The following is a 17,078-nucleotide window of genomic DNA, read 5'->3' as shown; positions in this document are numbered from 1 at the left end:
CTGTTCAGTCAGCGTTAACGCGCGTGAAGCCCGTGCGTTTCAATGTCAATCCATGATCGCCTGATAGACGAGCGCGTTGATCTTCTGCCGGTAGTGCCAGCGGATCGGGCCAGGTGCGGCGGAGAGATAGACCACCGCGAGCTCTTCCTTCGGATCGACCCACCAGTCGGTGCCGCTGGCGCCGGGCCATGAGAATTGTCCGACCGAGCCCATCATCCTGATCACGCCGGGCGTGGTGCGTACCGCAAGGCCGAGACCGAAGCCGTAATCGGCGCGGGTCGGATCGGCATTGCCGACGAGATTTTTGATGTTCGGGCCCAACTGGTCGGAAAGCATATAGGCGACGGTCCGGGGTCCGAGCAGGCGGGCTTCGCCGGAGCGTCCACCATTCATCAGCATCATCGCAAAGCGCAGATAGTCCGACGCGGTGGACGCGGCGCAGCCGCCGCCGCATTCGAATTTGAGCGGCTGGGTCAGTTCGGGGCTGCGTGCCTGCGGCTTACCGGTGTCGGGATCTGCCGGCAGCGGCCTGGCGTAGCGGGCGGCCTTTTCCGCCGAAACCGAGAAGCCGGTATCGGTCATCCCCAACGGTGCGAACAGGTTGGCCTGCAGATATTGCCCGAGCGACTGGCCGCTGATCTTCTCAATGGTTTGTCCGAGCACATCGAGACCGAAGCCGTAGTCCCACACCGTTGCGGGCTGATAGAGCAGCGGCAGCGAGGCGAGCTTGTCCATGAAGGCCGAACCATCATAGTCGCGCGCTGCATTGCCGCTGCCCGCCGGATACATCTTGTGCACCGGCGTGTTGCCGCGCCCGCCGTAGATCAATCCGGAGGTATGCCGCATCAGGTCCTGGATCGTGATCGGGCGATCGGCGGCCACGGAACCGGCAAGCCCGTCGCCGTCGAGCACCGCAACGCGCATATTGGTGAATTTCGGAAAATACTTGCTGAGCGGGTCGTTGATCAGGAGCTTGCCCTGTTCGTACAGCATCAGGCCGCCGACCGCCGTCATCGGTTTGGTCATCGAGGCGATGTTGAAGATGGTGTCGGTTGTCATCGGGATATTGGCGGCCTTGTCGCGCCAGCCATAGGCGTCGAACGCGACGAGCTTGCCGCGGCGTGCGATGGCGATGACGGCGCCGGGCGTTCGACCCGCCGCGATATCGGCCTTCAGGGTTTCGCCGATCCGCGCCAGCCGTTCGCTGGACATGCCGACGTCTTCGGGCTTGGCACGGGGCAGCGGATCGTCGGCGAACGCTGCGCCAGAGGCAGCCAGGCCAAACGCAAGCACGGCAACTCTCATTGAAATCATGGACGCCTCCCGTCGGGCTCTTCGGCCCTTGATCTGATCGCCAAAGCCTAGGGCAACGCGCTCCGCCCGACCAGCGGCGCGGGCATTCATTTTTGCGGGCGCCGGCAGTTGGCCGCCGCGCCTCGGCTTGCGCAACGCCGGTCACGGGCGCATCATCGCGCCATAAAAAACATATCAGGGGGAGCGTTGCCATGACCGGGTGTTCTCGCCGTGATTTTCTGAGCCTGACCGGATCCGCGGCAGTGGCCGCGATGGCCGGTCCTGCCGGCGCCGCGATGGGACCGAACGACAAGTTCGACCTCGTGATCAAGGGCGGCGACGTGCTCGACCCCAGCCAGTCGTTGCGGGGAAAGCGCGATATCGGCATTCGCTGGGGCGTGATCGAGGCGATCGAAAACGAGATTCCGGCCGCCCGCATTTCGAAGTCGATCGACGCTTCGGGAAAACTGGTGACGCCGGGGCTGATCGACCTGCACTGCCACGTCTATCCCTACGGCTCGGCGATCGGGATCCCCGCCGACGAACTGGTGCAGTTTCAGGGCACGACCACGGTGGTGTCGGCGGGCGACGCCGGCGTCAACAATCTGGCGGCGTTGCGCCGCTACATCGTGGCGCAATCGCGGGCGCGGATTTACGCCTTCGTTCATATCGCCAACAACGGATTGTCGGCGTTTCCGGTGGCCGAGCTCTACAATATCGACAACGCGCAGGTCGAAGCCTGCGCCATGGCGCTCGCCGAAAACCCGGACTTCCTGATCGGCGTCAAGGTGCGGATGTCGGAGAACGTCATCTACAAGCACGGCCTCGAGCCGCTGAAGCGCGGCATCCAGGCCTGCGAGATGTGCGGCTGGCCGGCCAAGATGATGGTGCATATCGGCGGCGTCGAGACCAGGGAGCTGATGTCAGAGATACTCGACCTGTTGCGGCCCGGCGACGTGCTGACCCATGCCTATTCCGGTGCCCCCAACAATGCCGGTGCGTTCACCAACATCGTGCAGGACGGCAAGTTGTTGCCGGCGGCGCTCGCCGCCAAGCAGCGCGGCGTCATTTTCGACGTCGGCCATGGCGGCGGCAGCTTCGACTTCACGGTGGCGGAAGTGGCGATCCCCGGCGGCTGCACGCCCGACACGATCTCGTCCGACATCCACGTGTTCTCCGGCAACTCGCCCGGCGTGCCCTATCTGCCGAACGTGATGAGCAAGTTCATGGCGATGGGCTTTTCGCTGGAGCAGGTGGTGACGATGGCGACCACGGCGCCGGCCAGGATCATCAACCGCGCCGCCAAGATCGGCACGCTGCAGGTTGGTGCGCCCGGCGACCTCGCCATCATGGACCTGGTGGAGGGGCCGGTTTCGTTCCTCGACACCCGCAACAACAAGCGCGACGGCAAGGCTTTGCTCAAACCCGTACAGACTGTCATCAACGGCGTGCCGTTCGGCCGGCCGTATCAGGCACCGTTCGCGGTGCGGTAACGGCGTTCAGGCTGCTTGCTTCTGCTCCCGGTGATCGCCGACGATGTCGGCGATGACGGCACCCATCACCAGCGCGCCGCCGATAAGGGCCCGCGGGGCAGGGGCCTCCTGGAACGCCAGCCATACCCAGAACGGCATCAGCGGCGTCTCCAGCGTGGCGATCAGGGCGGCCTGGCTGGAGGGCAGCAGGCGCGAGCCTAGCATGTACAGCGAGAGGCCGAGCGCGACCTGGCAGAACCCGAACATCGCGAAAATGAACAAGTCGTGCGCGGTGATGGCGGCGATGCCCTGAGCCAAGGGAATGCTGACGACGCTGCCCAGGATATTCGACAGCGCCGCGGCGGCGACCATCGATGTGTTTCTGTGCTGCCTGACAATGACTGTCATCGCGGCAATCGCCACCGTCATGATGACGGCCAGCGCGATGCCAAGAAAGTCGGAACCAAGCCGTGCGCCGCCGACGATGATGGCGATGCCGCAGAGCGCCACGATGCTTGCCAGCGTGGTCCGCAGCCGTGGCACTTCCCGAAGCCAGACCCAGGCGAGTGCGGCGGTGACGAACGGGCCGGTTGCGATGATGATCGCGACGTTCGATACGCTGGTCAGTTGCAGGGATGGGATGAAGCACACCATGCCCAGCGTCGACAGCGCAGCGACGAGCCAGCCGGTTCTGTCCATCCGGGTGAAGTCCCGCAGGCCACTCCAGCCCTGCAGCAGCACCAGAATGGCGGCGATCATCGCTGCGCCGAACAGGCCCCGCCAGAACAGGATGGTCCAGGAGTCGAACGGAAGCAGCCGCGTGAAGAACGGCGCGGTGCTCCACGCCACGGCAGCTGCGACGACAAGGGCAATCCCCGTGCGATGCTGCGATTGCGCCCCGGCCATTCCCAAAATCCTGTCTGCGCTCGGGGCGCTATATTGTGACGGTGCGCGATCTCGTCAAAACCGACCGGTTCAAGTCCGCGCCCGCTTCTCCACATTGGCGCTGCGTTCCGGCACGCCGAACTCCTTGCGGCAGACGTCGGCGAGCACGGCGACGCCCTCGCGGATCTGGTCGTGCGAGGGGCTGGCAAAGCACAGCCGCAGCCGGCTGCCGGAATGGGCCTTGTCGGTCGACCATTCCGGCCCCGGATTGATGGCAACGCCGGCGGCCAGCGCGGCCTGATACAGTTTCAGCGTATCGACATTGTCGGGCAGTTTGACCCACAGGAAGATGCCGCCCTTGGGGTCCTCGAATTCCGCCGCAGTCCCGAACTGTTCGTTCAGCGCCTCCATCAGCGTATCGAGCTTGGCGCGCAGGCCGCGCGTCAGCTTCGGCACATGGGTGGAAAAGTGCGGTGCGCAATATTCCGCCAGCACCATCTGCTCCAATGCGCCGGAGCCGGCGTCGGTTTTCAGCGCCAGCATCCGCGACATCATCGCCCAGGGCGCGACGATGAAGCCGACCCGTAGCGCCGGGGCGATCGATTTCGAAAACGAGCCGATATGAATGACGTTGGCGTGCTGGCTCATGGCATAGATCGCCGGCGGCCGCTCGCCGGTCCAGATCAGATCGGCGTAGCAATCGTCCTCGAAAACAGGCACGCCGTATTGCTGCGACAGTTTCAGCATCTCCGCGCGCCGCTTCTCGGGCATGATGGTGCCGGTCGGGTTCTGCACGGTCGGAATCGTGTAGATATATTTCGGCGTGATGCCGCGGGCCTTGTGATCGGCCAGAACAGCCGCCAGCGCGTCCATCCGCATGCCGCCGTCGTCGAGGGGAATGCCGACCGCCTTGACGCCAAGCCGTGTCAGCCGGTTGATGGCGCCCTGATAGCTCTCCTGCTCGATCAGCACGGTGTCGCCGCGCGCCAGCAAGGTCTGGTTGACGAGGTCGAGGGCCTGCAGCGAGCCCGACACGATCATGATGTCGTCAGCGGCACAGGTAATGCCGGCGTCGCGCTTGAGCTTTGTCGTGAGGAATTCGCGCAGCGGGCGATAGCCCTGCGGGCCGCTCGCCAGACCATAGGTCGCGAGCGTCTTGCCCTCGCGCCGGAGCACCGCATTGACCGCATCGATCAGGCCCTCGACCGGCACCTGGTCGGGATCATTGTTGCCGCCGACGAAGCTGTATTTGGCAAGGCCGGTCCACCGCGCCGCCGGCGCCGGCAATCCGGCAGGCAACAGGGCTGCAAAATCGAAAGGTGCCGCGGTCGACATGGATGTTCACTCCCGTTGTTTCTTGTTGAGAAGGCCGGTTGCTCCGGCCTTCCGGCTGGTTGCGCTTAGGTTAGTTCTTACAGGTTAGTTCTTGCAGGCTAGTTCTTGCCGATCACCTTGATCGGGCGCCCCTGGCTGATGAAGGCATAATGCCCGGGGCCGACGCTGCCGACCATCAGCGCCTCGACCGCAGGCTCGGCGATCTCGCCGGTGGCCGCCCAGTCGACCACGAAATTGGCCCCGGTGCCGCCGCGCACGTCGGTCGCGGCGATGAAGACCTCGATGGTCGCGAACGGTTTCAGCGCGACCGGCGCCTTGAGGTAGCTGTCCACCATTTTCCCCGATGTGTCGAAATAGCCGATCCGCTTCAGCACCAGGGACTTGGTTTCCGAGGCGTTGTGAATGCTGAGCGTCACCGAAAAGTCGCCCCGCAGCCGGCCAGCGCTCATCGATACGCTGGAATAGACCGGCACGTAAAATGCCCCGGAAACGGTGAGGTTTTCCGCAGGCATGGCGGTGAGGGAACCGGCGAAGTTTTGCTCGATCGAGCCCGCAGCCTGGGCTCGGGCGGTCGAGGTATGGATCGACAGGGTGGTCAGAATCGCGAGAATAAAGCCCGCTGCGCGGATGTGACACATTGCTCGTTTGACCCCAGCGCCGGGGCCACTAGGTTGCGGGCAGGAAAAGTCCGGAATCATGCACGAACTCATTGGCGATATCACCTTATGCATCCTGTTCGCCTGGGTGCTCGGCCTGCTGGCCCATTTCTCCCGGCAGCCGCTGATCCTGGCCTACCTTATCGCCGGGTTTTTCATAGGTCCATTCGGCATGGGCTGGGTCAAGTCCCAGGAATCGATCGCCGTCATCTCCGAACTCGGCCTGATCTTCATGCTGTTCATGATCGGGCTGGAAATCGACCTCAAAAAGATCGTGCGCGCCGGCAAGGTCATCCTGTTTGCCGCGGGCGGCCAATTGATCGGCGGCTGCCTGCTCGGGATCCTGTTCTTCCTGGGGATCGGGCTGTCGATGGGCAGCGGCCATTTCGACGCGCTGTATCTCTGCGTCGCCTGCGCGCTTTCCAGCACGGTCATCATCGTCAAGGTGTTGTACGAGAAGCGCGAGCTCGACACGCTGCCTGGGCGCATCACGCTCGGCGTGCTGGTGCTGCAGGACATCTTTGCGATCCTGTTCCTGGCGGTGCAGCCGAGCCTCGACAATCTGCAGGTCAGCGTGATCCTGCTCTCGATCGGCCGGGTCGGGGTGCTGGTGGCGACCGCGCTGGTGCTGAGCCGCTATGTGCTGCCGCGGCTGTTCCACCAGATTGCGCGGCGGCCGGAACTGATCCTGCTGGGCGCGCTGGCCTGGTGTTTCCTGATCGGCGAGATCGCCGAAAGACTGCATCTGTCGCGCGAAATGGGCTCGCTGGTGGCGGGCGTGTCGCTGTCGACCTTCCCCTATGCGCTCGACGTCACCGCCAAGGTGACGACGCTGCGCGATTTCTTCATCACGCTGTTCTTTGTCGCGCTCGGCATGACCATCCCTATTCCCGGACTTTCCGTGATCGGGCTGGCGCTGTTGATCGCCGCCTTCACGGTGGTCAGTCGCGTCGTGACGACGTTCACGCCGCTGTATCTGATGAAGCAGGGCCTGCGCGCAAGCCTGCTGCCGGCGATCAATCTGGCGCAGATCTCCGAATTCTCGCTGGTCGTGATCCAGACCGGCGTTGCCGCCAACCATATCTCGACCGCGACGTCGAGCGCCGCGTCGTTTGCTTTCGTGATTTTGGCGGTGCTGAGCACCTTTGTGATGGCGCGCAGCGATCAGGTCACGCGGGGCCTGATCGGGCCGTTGAAGCGGATCGGGCTTCGCGATCTGGACGATGGCCCACGATGCCGATGCCGACCACGAGGGCGGCCACGGCGAAGCCCGCAGGATCGTCATTCTCGGCTTTTTCCGCGCCGCCAGCGCGCTGTTGAGCGAGATTGAAAGCCGCAATCCCTCGGTCCTTGAACAGATCACGGTGATCGACTTCAATCCCGTCGTGTTCCGGACGTTGACGGATCGCGGCATGCATGTGGTTTATGGCGACATCAGCAACGTGGATACGTTGTTGCATGCGGGGGTCGCCAAGTCCGAACTGATCATTCTCAGCATCCCGAACTCGCTGCTGAAGGGCGCCGACAACGAAAAACTGGTCCGGCACGTGCGTTCGCTCAACCCGACCGCGAAGATTGTCGCGACCGCGGAACTGCTATCCGACGTCACCGATCTCTACGAGGCCGGTGCCGATTACGTGACGGTGACGCGGCTGAGCGACGCCCACCAGTTGTACAAGGTGATCGAGGCCGCGCAGGCGGGTTTGTTGCAAGACAAGCGCGCGGAAACCGATGCGGTGCTTGCCGAACGCCGCGAGGTACTGCCGTAACGGCTCTAGATTCTTTTTTAACGCATTTTCTTCACGCGAACCGGTGTCCACTTCGCTTGAAAACGCTTTTAAAGGCTGCTCTCCTGCGCCATCGCGTCGGCAAACGCGGCGCGCCGGCGGGCGATGAAGCCGGCAATCAGGATCGCCGCGACCAGCAGCCAGACCGTGATTGCGATCGGGCTTTGCACGTAGATCCAGGGATCGCCGTCGCTGAGGAACAGCGCCTCGCGAAAGTGCTTTTCGATATTGGGGCCGAGGATGAGGCCGACCACCAAAGGCGCGAGCTGGAATTTCATCTTGTTGAAGGCGTAGCCGACGACCCCGGCGGCGAGCAGCACCCAGACGTCGAAGATGCTGTTGCGGACGCTGTAGGTGCCGATGACCGACAGCACCAGCAGCAGCGGAATGAACAGGTAATGTGGAATCCGGAGCAGGCTGACCCAGACGCCGACCATCGGGATGTTCAGCGCCAGCAGCATAACGTTGCCGATATAGGCGGATGCAATCAGGCCCCAGAAGATTTCCGGATGCTGGGTAATCAGCAGCGGCCCGGGCTGGATGCCCTGCACCAGCATCGCCGAGATCATCAATGCTGCGATCGGCGTGAAGGGAATGCCGAGCGCCAGCAGCGGCACCAGCGAGGCGGTGGCGGCGGAATTATTGGCAGCTTCGGGGCCGGCGACGCCTTCGATGGCGCCGGAGCCGATTTCGTCGGCATATTTCGAGGTCGCCTTTTCGAGGCGATAAGAGGCGAAAGACGCCAGCGTCGCCGCTGGCCCCGGCACCAGGCCGAACAGAAAGCCTAAGAACGTGCCGCGCAACCACGACGGCACCGCGCGTTTCCACTCGGTGCGGGTCGGCAGCAGGTCGCGCATTTTCACGGATTCCGGCCGGTTGGCGGCGTGCGCCTTGTCCTCGACCAGCAGCATCAGCTCGGCGAATCCATAGAGCCCGACCACGACCGGCACCAGCGACACGCCCTCGGCGAGGTCTGGAAGATCGAACGTGAAACGCGTCTCGCCGGTGACGGCTTCCTGGCCTATCGTCCCCAGCATCAGCCCGAGCGTCATCGGCAGCAATGCCGATGCCAGCGTACCGCCCGAGATCCGCGACATCACGATCAGGCCGCCCGCGGTAAGCGCAAAGAACTCCGCTGGGCCGAACAGGATCGCGAGATTGGCCAGCGACGACGAGAACAGCATGACGCCGACGACCGCCAGCGTGCCCCCGACAAACGAGCCGACCGCGACGATGGTCAGCGTCGCCCCGGCGCGGCCCTTCTTGGCGAGCTGGTAGCCGTCGATCGCGGTCACGACGGAGGCGGACTCGCCGGGAATGTTAAGCAGGATCGCCGTGGTCGAGCCGCCATACATCGAGCCGTAGAAGATGCCGGCCATCATGATCAGGCCCGCGGTCGGATCGAGCGAGAACGTCAGCGGCAGGATCAGCGCCACGCCGGCGACCGGCCCAAGCCCCGGCAGTACCCCGATCGCCGTCCCCGCAAACGCGCCGACAAAGGCCGCGAGCAGGTTGGCGGGGGTTGCCGCGATATGCAGTCCGTAGAGCAGGCCCTGGAGGGAGTTCATGCTAAAACAGCCATTGCTTGAACAGCCCGCCGGGCATCTGGACCTTCAACAGCCGGACGAAAAACAGTTCGAAACTGAGCGCGATCACGACCGCGTAGATCGCAAGTCGCACGACTGATCGCTTGGGATCGTCTGACAGCAGCCACATGCTCTCCAGCAGAAACAGCGCCGACGCGATCATGTTGCCGAGGAGAGGCATCGCCAGGAAGTAGAGCGCAAACGCCGCCAGCACCTTTAGCAGCCGGCGCAGGTCGGCGCCGGCCGGCAGCGCGAAGGTGGCCGGCATCGGATCGTCGGCGCCGCCGTGCCTTTCGAGCAGGACCGATATGGCCGAGATCGCGAGCAGCAGGCCGACCGCGATCGGGAAGATCGCCGCCCCCGGCTTGTGCCAGCGCCCGACCGACAGCGTCTGCCAGGCGTCCGCTACATAGACGGCGGCCAGCAGCAGCGCGAGCAGGCCGATCAGCCGCCGTGCCCGCGGCAGCCCGAAACTTGTTGTCGGTGTCACTTGTCGTCATCCAGGAATTTGATGACGTCGCGGAACTTGGCGTCGTAGGCGGCCAGCTCCTGCTTCATGTCGTCGCCGATCTTGGGATCGGAGGTATAGCCGTTGGCTTTCAGAAAACTCTTGAACTCGTCGCTCTCGACGATGGCCTTGGAGACCGCCGTCAGCTTTTCGAGGATCGGCTTCGGCAGGCCGTTCGGCGCAATCACGTAGTAGCCGACCGGAAAGGTATCTTTCCAGGGCGTCTCGCCGATCGGCTTGGCGTCCGGCAGCAGGTCGTATTTGCCCTGCTGGAACACCGCGAGCACGCGCAGCTTGCCGGCGTCGATCTGGCCCTTCATGCCGGGCGCAAAGCCCGAGGAGCCGTCGACGCGGCCGCCGAGTGCCGCCAGCGTCGCCTCGCCGCCGCCGCCGGTGAACGGCACGGTGACGATCCGCAGGCCCGACAGCTTGTTGAGCTGCTGAATGACGATGTCGTTGATCGAGCGCAGGCCGGATACCGACACCTTGAGCTTGCGTGGATTGGCTTTGGCTTCCGCGAGGAAATCATCCAGCGTCTTCCAGCGCGAGTCTGCCGGCACCGCGAGGATGACCGGCAGATCGGACAATTTGGCGATCGACTGGTAGTCGTTTGCCGATTTCCAGACGAGGCCCTTCATCTCCAGCGGCTGGTAGGCCAGCGACGAACTGGAGCCGAGCCCGATGGTGTAGCCATCGGGGGTGGCGCGGATCACCGCGCCGGTGCCGATGGTCGCGGACGCGCCCGGCTTGTTCTCAACGATCACCTTGACCTTGAGTTGCTTCTCCAGCAGCTCGGCATATTTGCGGCCGATCGGGTCGGTCGAGCCGCCCGGCGCGTAGGGGACGTAGAACGTGATGTCCCGGGTCGGCCACTCATCGGCGGCGTGAGCGGGGGACGATAGTCCCGCGACGGTTGCCAGCATGACGATCCCGGCCCATGCCGCCTGACGGAAATTCGATTGAAAACGCTTCATGTTTCTACCCGACGCCTGCTTCTTGTTTTTATGGCTGGGACCATGGCGATTGGGACCGGACCTCGTCAATGATTTTTCCGGCTCCGCCCCTGTCGCAGCATGGCCATTCCGCCAATCCCCTTCCGCGACTTGCTGCCCTGCGTATTGATGCTGGCGCGGGGCATTTTTGACGCTGGCGCGGGCCTTGGAGTCCGGCTAATGCACTCCCTGCACCAGGCGAGAAATCGAGAAAATGCCCGATACCATCCAGGAAGTTCTGCAAGCCTTTGCCAATGGCGAACTCGTCGTCGTCACCGATGACGAAGACCGGGAGGGCGAGGGCGACTTGATCGTCGCCGCCTCGCTGTGTACCGCCGAGAAGATGGCGTTCATCATCCGTCACACCTCCGGCATCGTCTGCGCGCCGATCACCCAGGACGACGCCCGCCGGCTGCGGCTCGATCCGATGGTGGCGCATAACGATTCAAACCACACCACCGCCTTCACCGTCTCGATCGACTACAAGCCGGACGGCGGCACCGGTATCTCGGCGGACGAACGCGCCTCCTGCTGCCGCGCGCTCGCCAATCCCAATGCCGGCGCCAATGATTTTGCCCGGCCTGGTCATATTTTCCCGCTGATCGCCCGCGACGGCGGCGTGCTCTTGCGCTCCGGCCATACCGAGGCCGCGGTCGACCTCTGCAAGCTTTCCGGCCTGCCGCCGGTCGGCGTCATCAGCGAGTTGATGAACGACGACGGCACGGTGATGAAGGGCGAGCAGGTCGTCAGATTCGCCGCCACCAACAAGCTCAAGCACGTCACGATCGCTGACATGATCGCTTACCGCCAGGCGCGCGAGAAGCTGATCGAGCGGGTTGCGACCTTTACGACGGAGAGCCCGATCGGGCCACTGCAGGGCTACGCCTACCGTTCCCCGTTCGACGAGATCGCGCATGCCGCGTTTGTCTATAACGGCATCGGCGACGGCAAGAACGTCCTGACGCGGCTGCACAAGCCCAATATCGTCAAGGATCTCTTCACCGGGCAGGCCCGCATGCAGGTCGTGCTCAACCACTTCAAGCAGGCTGGCCGCGGCGTGCTGGTTTACCTGCGCGACGGTGCTGCCGGGGTTCCCGTCGAGCCGGTCGGCGAGCAGAAGTCGGCCGAAGCCGATCGCAACAGGCAATGGCGCGAAGTCGGCGTCGGCGCGCAGATCCTGCGCGATCTCGGCATTACCTCGATCCGGCATTTGACGTCCTCGGTGCACGACTACAAGGGACTGTCCGGTTTCGGTATCGAGATCGTCTCGAACGAGAAGCTGGAAGATTAGAGGCAACGTCATTCCGGGATGGTGCGTTAGCACCAGACCTCACCCCTGGGGTTCGCTTCGTGCCCCCAGGTGCGGAATTGCGCACCGGGGAATGACGCAGGGAAAGATTTGCGATTCCCCTCATAGACCTTTAGTTTAGTGCCCAATTCCGCAAGGACGATGCGAAAGGGATTTTCATGAGCGTGCGCCCTCAGACCAAGGACAAGCCGACTGCCGCCGGTTTCCAGTGGGACGATCCGTTCCTGCTCGACGAGCAGCTCACCGAAGACGAGCGCATGATCCGCGACACCGCGCGCGCCTATGCGCAGGACAAGCTGCTGCCGCGCGTCACCAAGGCCTACCTTGAAGAGAAGACCGACCGCGAGATCTTCAACGAGATGGGCGAGCTCGGCCTGATCGGCATCACGCTGCCGGAAGAATATGGCTGCGCCAATGCGAGCTACGTCGCCTACGGCCTGGTGGCCCGCGAGATCGAGCGCGTCGATTCCGGCTATCGCTCGATGAATTCGGTGCAGTCGTCGCTGGTGATGCACCCGATCTACGCCTATGGCGACGAGAACCAGCGCAAGAAATACCTGCCGAAACTCGCGACCGGCGAGTGGGTCGGCTGCTTCGGCCTGACTGAGCCGGATGCCGGCTCCGATCCCGGCGGCATGAAGACCCGCGCCGAGAAGGTTTCCGACGGCTACCGGATCACCGGCAGCAAGATGTGGATCTCCAACGCGCCGATCGCCGACGTTTTCGTGATCTGGGCGAAGTCGGCCGCACATGATAACCAGATCCGTGGTTTCATCCTCGAGAAGGGCATGAAGGGCCTGTCGGCGCCGAAGATCGGCGGCAAGCTTTCGTTGCGCGCCTCGATCACCGGCGAGATCGTGATGGACGGCGTGGTGGTGCCGGAGAGTGCGCTGTTGCCCAACGTGTCCGGCCTGAAGGGCCCGTTCGGTTGCCTCAACCGCGCCCGCTACGGCATTTCCTGGGGCGTGCTCGGCGCCGCCGAGGACTGCATGCACCGTGCCCGGCAGTACACGCTCGACCGCAAGCAGTTCGGCCGGCCGCTGGCGGCGACGCAACTGGTGCAGAAGAAGCTCGCCGACATGCAGACCGAAATCGCGCTCGGGCTGCAGGCCTCGCTCCGCGTCGGCCGGCTGATGGACGAGGGCAAGATGGCGCCAGAGATGATCTCGATCGTCAAGCGCAACAATTGCGGCAAGTCGCTCGACATCGCGCGGGTGTCGCGCGACATGCACGGCGGCAACGGCATCCAGATCGAATATCATGTGATGCGCCACACCGCGAATTTGGAAACCGTCAACACCTATGAAGGCACCCACGACGTCCATGCCCTGATCCTGGGCCGGGCGATCACCGGCATTCAGGCGTTTTCTTAAATCCCGCGGCCGTCGTGCTCGTAGCAACCTAATCCCATATTTCGTCATGGCCGGGCTTGACCCGGCCATCCACGACTTCCTTTGCCGCCAAGACGTGGATGCCCGGCACAAGGCCGGGCATGACGAGATCGAAGAACCCACAAATCACACGGGCACCCCATGGCCGACAACGACGACATCCCGTTCAACCGCGACTTCCCGCTGAAGCCGGGTGTGGTCGAAGAAGCACGCCCCGGCGTGCGGCGGGTGCTGTGCAACAACCCGAGCCCGTTCACCTTCACCGGCACGGTCAGTTACATCGTGGGCAAGGGCAAGGTCGCGATCATCGATCCCGGTCCCGACGACGAGGCCCATGCCAAGGCGTTGCTGGATGCAGTGCGCGGCGAGACCGTGACACATATTCTGGTCACCCATACCCATCGCGACCACTCGCCGAACACCGCGCGGATCAAGGCTGCCACCGGTGCGCCGGTTTACGCCGAGGGGCCGCATCGCGCCTCGCGGCCGCGCTTCGAAAGCGAGAAGCACAATCCGGAATCCGGCGCCGACCGCGATTTTCGGCCGGACATCGAGGTCAAGAACGGCGACACCGTCGAAGGGCAGGGGTGGGCGCTGGAAGCGGTGGCGACGCCGGGCCACACCGCCAATCATCTGGCGTTCGCCTGGCCCGAGCGGAAGATCAATTTCGTCGGCGACCACGTCATGGGCTGGTCGACCTCGATCGTGGCGCCGCCGGATGGATCGATGATCGACTACATGGCCTCGCTGGAACGCCTGGAGCGGCGCGCGGAGGATTTGTATTTCGCCGGCCACGGACCGGAGATTCCGGAAGGGCCGCGTTACGTCCGCTTCCTGACGCGGCATCGCAAGGCCCGTGAAGCCTCGATCCTGCACCGTCTCGCCAAGGGCGATGCCGACATTCCGACCATGGTGCGCGCGATCTATATCGGCCTCGACCCGCGGCTGACCACCGCCGCCGGCTATTCCGTGCTGGCGCATCTGGAAGATCTGGTCGCCCGCGGGGTGGTCGCAACCGACGGCGATCCGGTGATCGGCGGGACCTATCGGATGGCGTGACTGCTCTGTCATTCCGGGGCATCGCGCAGCGATGAACCCGGAATCTCGAGATTCCGGGTTCGATGCTGACGCATCGCCCCGGAATGACGGCTACTACTTCTTCACCGTCTTTGCCTGGGCCTTGGCCGGTGTCGGCGGCTTCTTCGTGGCCGGCTTGGCGTTGGCGTTGTCGACGGCGGTGTTGATGTCGTCGATCAGCTTGGAGACGCGGGCGGCGTTGCTGCCGAGATCGCTTTCGAAATAGCGCGACGAGGAGCGGATATCGACGCGCGAATCGTCGCCGTCAGGGGTGACGCGGATCGAGACGTCCTCGCGGAAGCCCATGATCGGCGTGCGCGCCACCGCCTCGATACGGCCGATGCGGCGCGGCGGTTGCGGCGGGCGCTCGTCGATGACAAGCCATTTGCGCTTGGTGACCAGCGCGAGCGTGACGTCGTAAGCGCGTTGCGGCGGGACCTCGAGCTCCACGGTCTCGATATCGGGATAGGCCAGCCGCTGCTGCTCGGCCGAGTAGAGGCCGGCATAAACCGCGGAATTGGCGCCTTCGCCGCTGCGCAGCCGCGCCAGCGCCTCGAAGCGCGGCGGATCGATCGGATCGGTGGTGATGTCGTGGATCGGCGGCAGCTTGCGATATTGCAGGGCGAGATAGGCCGGGTAGGCGAGAATGATCGCATTGATCAAGAGCGCCAGCAGGATCCGGCTCATGCCGCGCGACCCGTTCTGCCAGATCGCGGCAAACGCAGCCAGGCCGACCAGGATCGACAGAACAGCCAGCGCCAGCGCGCCGAAGAACGTCGCCAGCGCCGGCTTCATTTCGAGAAAGCCGAAGCGGACGATCAGGATCGAGACCACGACCGCGATCACGGAGAAGATGGCGAGGTTGCGCGCCCATGTGGCGAGGCTGGACACGGGCTCCGACTGATAGGGAGCGGAAAACCTGCGGGCCATAAACAAAATCTGCCGGGTTGGTGCGTCGCCGGGCAAATGGCACCGGCCGCCGATAAGCCCGCTTGAGACCACGGACCTGCGGCAATTTCAAGGGAGATTAGGTTGGCGAATAGCGAGTAGCGAATGGCGAATAGGGTAAAAACGAGGCCTTAGCCGGCCCCACTTCTCCATTCGCTACTCCCCACTCGCCATTCGCCTCTCGCCTTACGCCGCCGCGTTCGGGAAGCTGTAGGCCTTGAACTGGTCGCGCAGCGCGGTCTTCAGGATCTTGCCGGTCGCGGTGTGCGGGATGCCCTCGACGAAGGCGACGTCGTCGGGCATCCACCACTTCGCGATCTTGCCATCCATGTATTTCAGGATGTCCTCGCGGGTGGCCTTCTGGCCGGCCTTGAGCTGGACGATCAGAAGCGGGCGCTCGTCCCATTTCGGATGATGGATGCCGATCACGGCGGCTTCCGCGACCGCGGGGTGGCCGACGGCGAGGTTTTCCAGGTCGATCGACGAAATCCATTCGCCGCCGGACTTGATGACGTCCTTGGAGCGGTCGGTGATCCGCATGTAGCCGTGCGCGTCGATGGTCGCGACGTCGCCGGTGTCGAAATAGCCTTCATCGTCGAGGATATCGGTATCGACGCGGAAATAGGCCTTTGCGATCGCAGGGCCCGAGACCTTGAGCCGGCCGAAGGTCTTGCCGTCCCACGGCAACTCCTTGCCGGCATCGTCGGTGATCTTCATCTGGACGCCGTAGGGCGGGTAGCCCTGCGTCTGCAGGATATCGAGCCGGGCTTCACCCTCGAGTGTGTCGAAGGGCGGCTTCAATGTGGCGAGCGTGCCGAGCGGGCTCATCTCGGTCATGCCCCAGGCGTGGCGGACCTCGACGCCCATGTCGACGAACGACTTGATCATCGAGCGCGGCATCGCCGAGCCGCCGCACACCACCATGCGCAGATGCGGCAGTTTCAGGTGGCCGGCGGCCATGTGGTTGAGCAGCATCAGCCAGACGGTCGGCACACCCGCGGTAAAGGTGACCTTCTCGGTATCCAAGAGTTCATAGACCGAGGCGCCGTCGAGCTTCGGGCCGGGCATCACCAGCTTGGTGCCCATCGAGGGCGCGGAGAACGCGATGCCCCACGAATTGGCGTGGAACAGCGGAACCACCGGCAGCATGGTGTCGGCGGCCGAGGTGCCCAGCGCATCCTTCGAATTGGCCAAAAGCGCGTGCAGCACGTTGGAACGGTGCGAATACAGCACGCCCTTGGGATCGCCCGTGGTGCCCGACGTGTAGCACATCGCGGCGGCGGTATTTTCGTCAAAGTTGTTCCACTGGAACTTGCCGTCCGCTTCCGCGATCCAGTCCTCATAGGCGACCGCGTTCTTCAGCGTGGTCTGCGGCATATGGGCCTTGTCGGTGAGCACGATGTAGCGTTCGACGCTCGGCAGGCTGGCGGCGATCTTTTCCAGCACCGGCACGAAGGTGATATCGACCATCACCACGCGGTCCTGCGCATGGTTGATGATCCAGGCGATCTGGTCGGGGAAAAGGCGGGGATTGATGGTATGGCAGATCGCGCCGATCCCCATGATGCCGTACCAGACTTCGAGGTGGCGCCAGGTGTTCCAGGCGATGGTGGCGACGCGGTCCCCGAGTTTGATGCCGTCGCGTTCGAGCCGTTGCGAGACTTTCAGGGCGCGGGCATGAATTTCGGCGTAATTGGTGCGATGAATGGGACCTTCGACCGACCGCGTAACGACTTCCTGCGTCCCGTGATACTTCGCCGCGTGTTCGATAATCCGGTGGCAGAGCAAAGGCCAGTCTTGCATCAATCCGAGCATACGCACGTTCCTCCCGATGGTTAT

The 17,078-nt window shown here is 63.9% G+C and carries 13 protein-coding genes and 1 pseudogene; 5 read left to right on the top strand and 9 right to left on the bottom strand.

Features of this window, described 5'->3' with window-relative positions; all coding sequences use genetic code 11:
- Nucleotides 1–45: 45 nt before the first annotated feature.
- A complete protein-coding gene (locus BLR13_RS08655) occupies nt 46–1,314 on the bottom strand; it encodes a serine hydrolase domain-containing protein (protein ID WP_074825472.1) in 1,269 nt (422 codons plus the stop codon).
- 191 nt (nt 1,315–1,505) lie between these two features.
- Here BLR13_RS08655 and BLR13_RS08650 point away from each other — a divergent pair, with 191 nt between their 5' ends.
- Entirely contained in the window at nt 1,506–2,786 is a 1,281-nt protein-coding gene (locus BLR13_RS08650; protein WP_074825475.1) for an amidohydrolase family protein, read from the top strand.
- 6 nt (nt 2,787–2,792) lie between these two features.
- Here BLR13_RS08650 and BLR13_RS08645 read toward each other — a convergent pair whose 3' ends face one another.
- From BLR13_RS08645 to BLR13_RS08635, 3 genes are all read right to left on the bottom strand, one after another.
- On the bottom strand, nt 2,793–3,671 hold the full coding sequence (locus BLR13_RS08645) for a DMT family transporter (RefSeq protein ID WP_074825476.1): 879 nt from the start codon (nt 3,669–3,671) through the stop codon (nt 2,793–2,795).
- Between the two features lie 69 nt (nt 3,672–3,740).
- Nucleotides 3,741–4,985: a PLP-dependent aminotransferase family protein gene (locus BLR13_RS08640; RefSeq protein WP_074825478.1), complete on the bottom strand. Its 1,245-nt coding sequence runs from the start codon at nt 4,983–4,985 to the stop codon at nt 3,741–3,743.
- Nucleotides 4,986–5,083: 98 nt separating this feature from the next.
- Nucleotides 5,084–5,623: a DUF3124 domain-containing protein gene (locus BLR13_RS08635; protein WP_079586500.1), complete on the bottom strand. Its 540-nt coding sequence runs from the start codon at nt 5,621–5,623 to the stop codon at nt 5,084–5,086.
- A gap of 58 nt (nt 5,624–5,681) precedes the next feature.
- On the opposite strand from BLR13_RS08635, the pseudogene BLR13_RS08630 reads away from it, so the two are divergent.
- Nucleotides 5,682–7,410: pseudogene (locus tag BLR13_RS08630) on the top strand (cation:proton antiporter).
- Between the two features lie 68 nt (nt 7,411–7,478).
- Here BLR13_RS08630 and BLR13_RS08625 read toward each other — a convergent pair.
- The 3 genes from BLR13_RS08625 to BLR13_RS08615 are packed head-to-tail and all read right to left on the bottom strand — an operon-like array spanning nt 7,479 to nt 10,496.
- A complete protein-coding gene (locus BLR13_RS08625; RefSeq protein ID WP_074825480.1) occupies nt 7,479–8,996 on the bottom strand; it encodes a tripartite tricarboxylate transporter permease in 1,518 nt (505 codons plus the stop codon).
- Nucleotide 8,997: 1 nt separating this feature from the next.
- Nucleotides 8,998–9,504, bottom strand: a complete 507-nt coding sequence (locus tag BLR13_RS08620) for a tripartite tricarboxylate transporter TctB family protein (protein WP_074825482.1) — start codon at nt 9,502–9,504, stop codon at nt 8,998–9,000.
- Entirely contained in the window at nt 9,501–10,496 is a 996-nt protein-coding gene (locus BLR13_RS08615; protein WP_074825483.1) for a Bug family tripartite tricarboxylate transporter substrate binding protein, read from the bottom strand. The genes BLR13_RS08620 and BLR13_RS08615 overlap by 4 nt, the downstream gene beginning before the upstream one ends.
- A gap of 232 nt (nt 10,497–10,728) precedes the next feature.
- On the opposite strand from BLR13_RS08615, the gene ribB reads away from it, so the two are divergent.
- From ribB to BLR13_RS08600, 3 genes are all read left to right on the top strand, one after another.
- A complete protein-coding gene (gene ribB, locus BLR13_RS08610; RefSeq protein ID WP_074825485.1) occupies nt 10,729–11,805 on the top strand; it encodes a 3,4-dihydroxy-2-butanone-4-phosphate synthase in 1,077 nt (358 codons plus the stop codon).
- A gap of 176 nt (nt 11,806–11,981) precedes the next feature.
- Nucleotides 11,982–13,196: an acyl-CoA dehydrogenase gene (locus BLR13_RS08605; RefSeq protein WP_074825487.1), complete on the top strand. Its 1,215-nt coding sequence runs from the start codon at nt 11,982–11,984 to the stop codon at nt 13,194–13,196.
- Between the two features lie 159 nt (nt 13,197–13,355).
- Nucleotides 13,356–14,273 carry an MBL fold metallo-hydrolase gene (locus BLR13_RS08600; RefSeq protein ID WP_074825490.1) on the top strand — a complete coding sequence of 306 codons (918 nt, stop codon included), beginning with the start codon at nt 13,356–13,358 and terminating at the stop codon, nt 14,271–14,273.
- A gap of 93 nt (nt 14,274–14,366) precedes the next feature.
- On the opposite strand, the gene BLR13_RS08595 is transcribed toward BLR13_RS08600, so the two are convergent.
- Together BLR13_RS08595 and BLR13_RS08590 are read right to left on the bottom strand one after the other, a co-directional pair.
- Nucleotides 14,367–15,221: a DUF1499 domain-containing protein gene (locus BLR13_RS08595; RefSeq protein WP_074825492.1), complete on the bottom strand. Its 855-nt coding sequence runs from the start codon at nt 15,219–15,221 to the stop codon at nt 14,367–14,369.
- Nucleotides 15,222–15,425: 204 nt separating this feature from the next.
- Nucleotides 15,426–17,054: a fatty-acid--CoA ligase gene (locus BLR13_RS08590; protein ID WP_074825495.1), complete on the bottom strand. Its 1,629-nt coding sequence runs from the start codon at nt 17,052–17,054 to the stop codon at nt 15,426–15,428.
- Between the last annotated feature and the right edge of the window lie 24 nt (nt 17,055–17,078).

The organism is Bradyrhizobium ottawaense (assembly GCF_900099825.1).
GTDB lineage: Bacteria > Pseudomonadota > Alphaproteobacteria > Rhizobiales > Xanthobacteraceae > Bradyrhizobium > Bradyrhizobium ottawaense_A.
The sequence above is the reverse complement of the archived record's forward strand: the minus strand, read 5'-3'. Positions and strand labels throughout refer to the sequence as shown.

What these genes read in the sequence shown, in the direction of transcription:
- BLR13_RS08645 (WP_074825476.1), bottom strand. Translation starts at nt 3,671, where the DNA reads ATGGCCGGGGCGCAATCGCAGCATCGCACGGGGATTGCCCTTGTCGTC.
- BLR13_RS08615 (WP_074825483.1), bottom strand. Translation starts at nt 10,496, where the DNA reads ATGAAGCGTTTTCAATCGAATTTCCGTCAGGCGGCATGGGCCGGGATC.
- ribB (WP_074825485.1), top strand. Translation starts at nt 10,729, where the DNA reads ATGCCCGATACCATCCAGGAAGTTCTGCAAGCCTTTGCCAATGGCGAA.
- BLR13_RS08655 (WP_074825472.1), bottom strand. Translation starts at nt 1,314, where the DNA reads ATGATTTCAATGAGAGTTGCCGTGCTTGCGTTTGGCCTGGCTGCCTCT.
- BLR13_RS08590 (WP_074825495.1), bottom strand. Translation starts at nt 17,054, where the DNA reads ATGCTCGGATTGATGCAAGACTGGCCTTTGCTCTGCCACCGGATTATC.
- BLR13_RS08625 (WP_074825480.1), bottom strand. Translation starts at nt 8,996, where the DNA reads ATGAACTCCCTCCAGGGCCTGCTCTACGGACTGCATATCGCGGCAACC.
- BLR13_RS08650 (WP_074825475.1), top strand. Translation starts at nt 1,506, where the DNA reads ATGACCGGGTGTTCTCGCCGTGATTTTCTGAGCCTGACCGGATCCGCG.
- BLR13_RS08605 (WP_074825487.1), top strand. Translation starts at nt 11,982, where the DNA reads ATGAGCGTGCGCCCTCAGACCAAGGACAAGCCGACTGCCGCCGGTTTC.
- BLR13_RS08595 (WP_074825492.1), bottom strand. Translation starts at nt 15,221, where the DNA reads ATGGCCCGCAGGTTTTCCGCTCCCTATCAGTCGGAGCCCGTGTCCAGC.
- BLR13_RS08600 (WP_074825490.1), top strand. Translation starts at nt 13,356, where the DNA reads ATGGCCGACAACGACGACATCCCGTTCAACCGCGACTTCCCGCTGAAG.
- BLR13_RS08635 (WP_079586500.1), bottom strand. Translation starts at nt 5,623, where the DNA reads ATGTGTCACATCCGCGCAGCGGGCTTTATTCTCGCGATTCTGACCACC.
- BLR13_RS08640 (WP_074825478.1), bottom strand. Translation starts at nt 4,985, where the DNA reads ATGTCGACCGCGGCACCTTTCGATTTTGCAGCCCTGTTGCCTGCCGGA.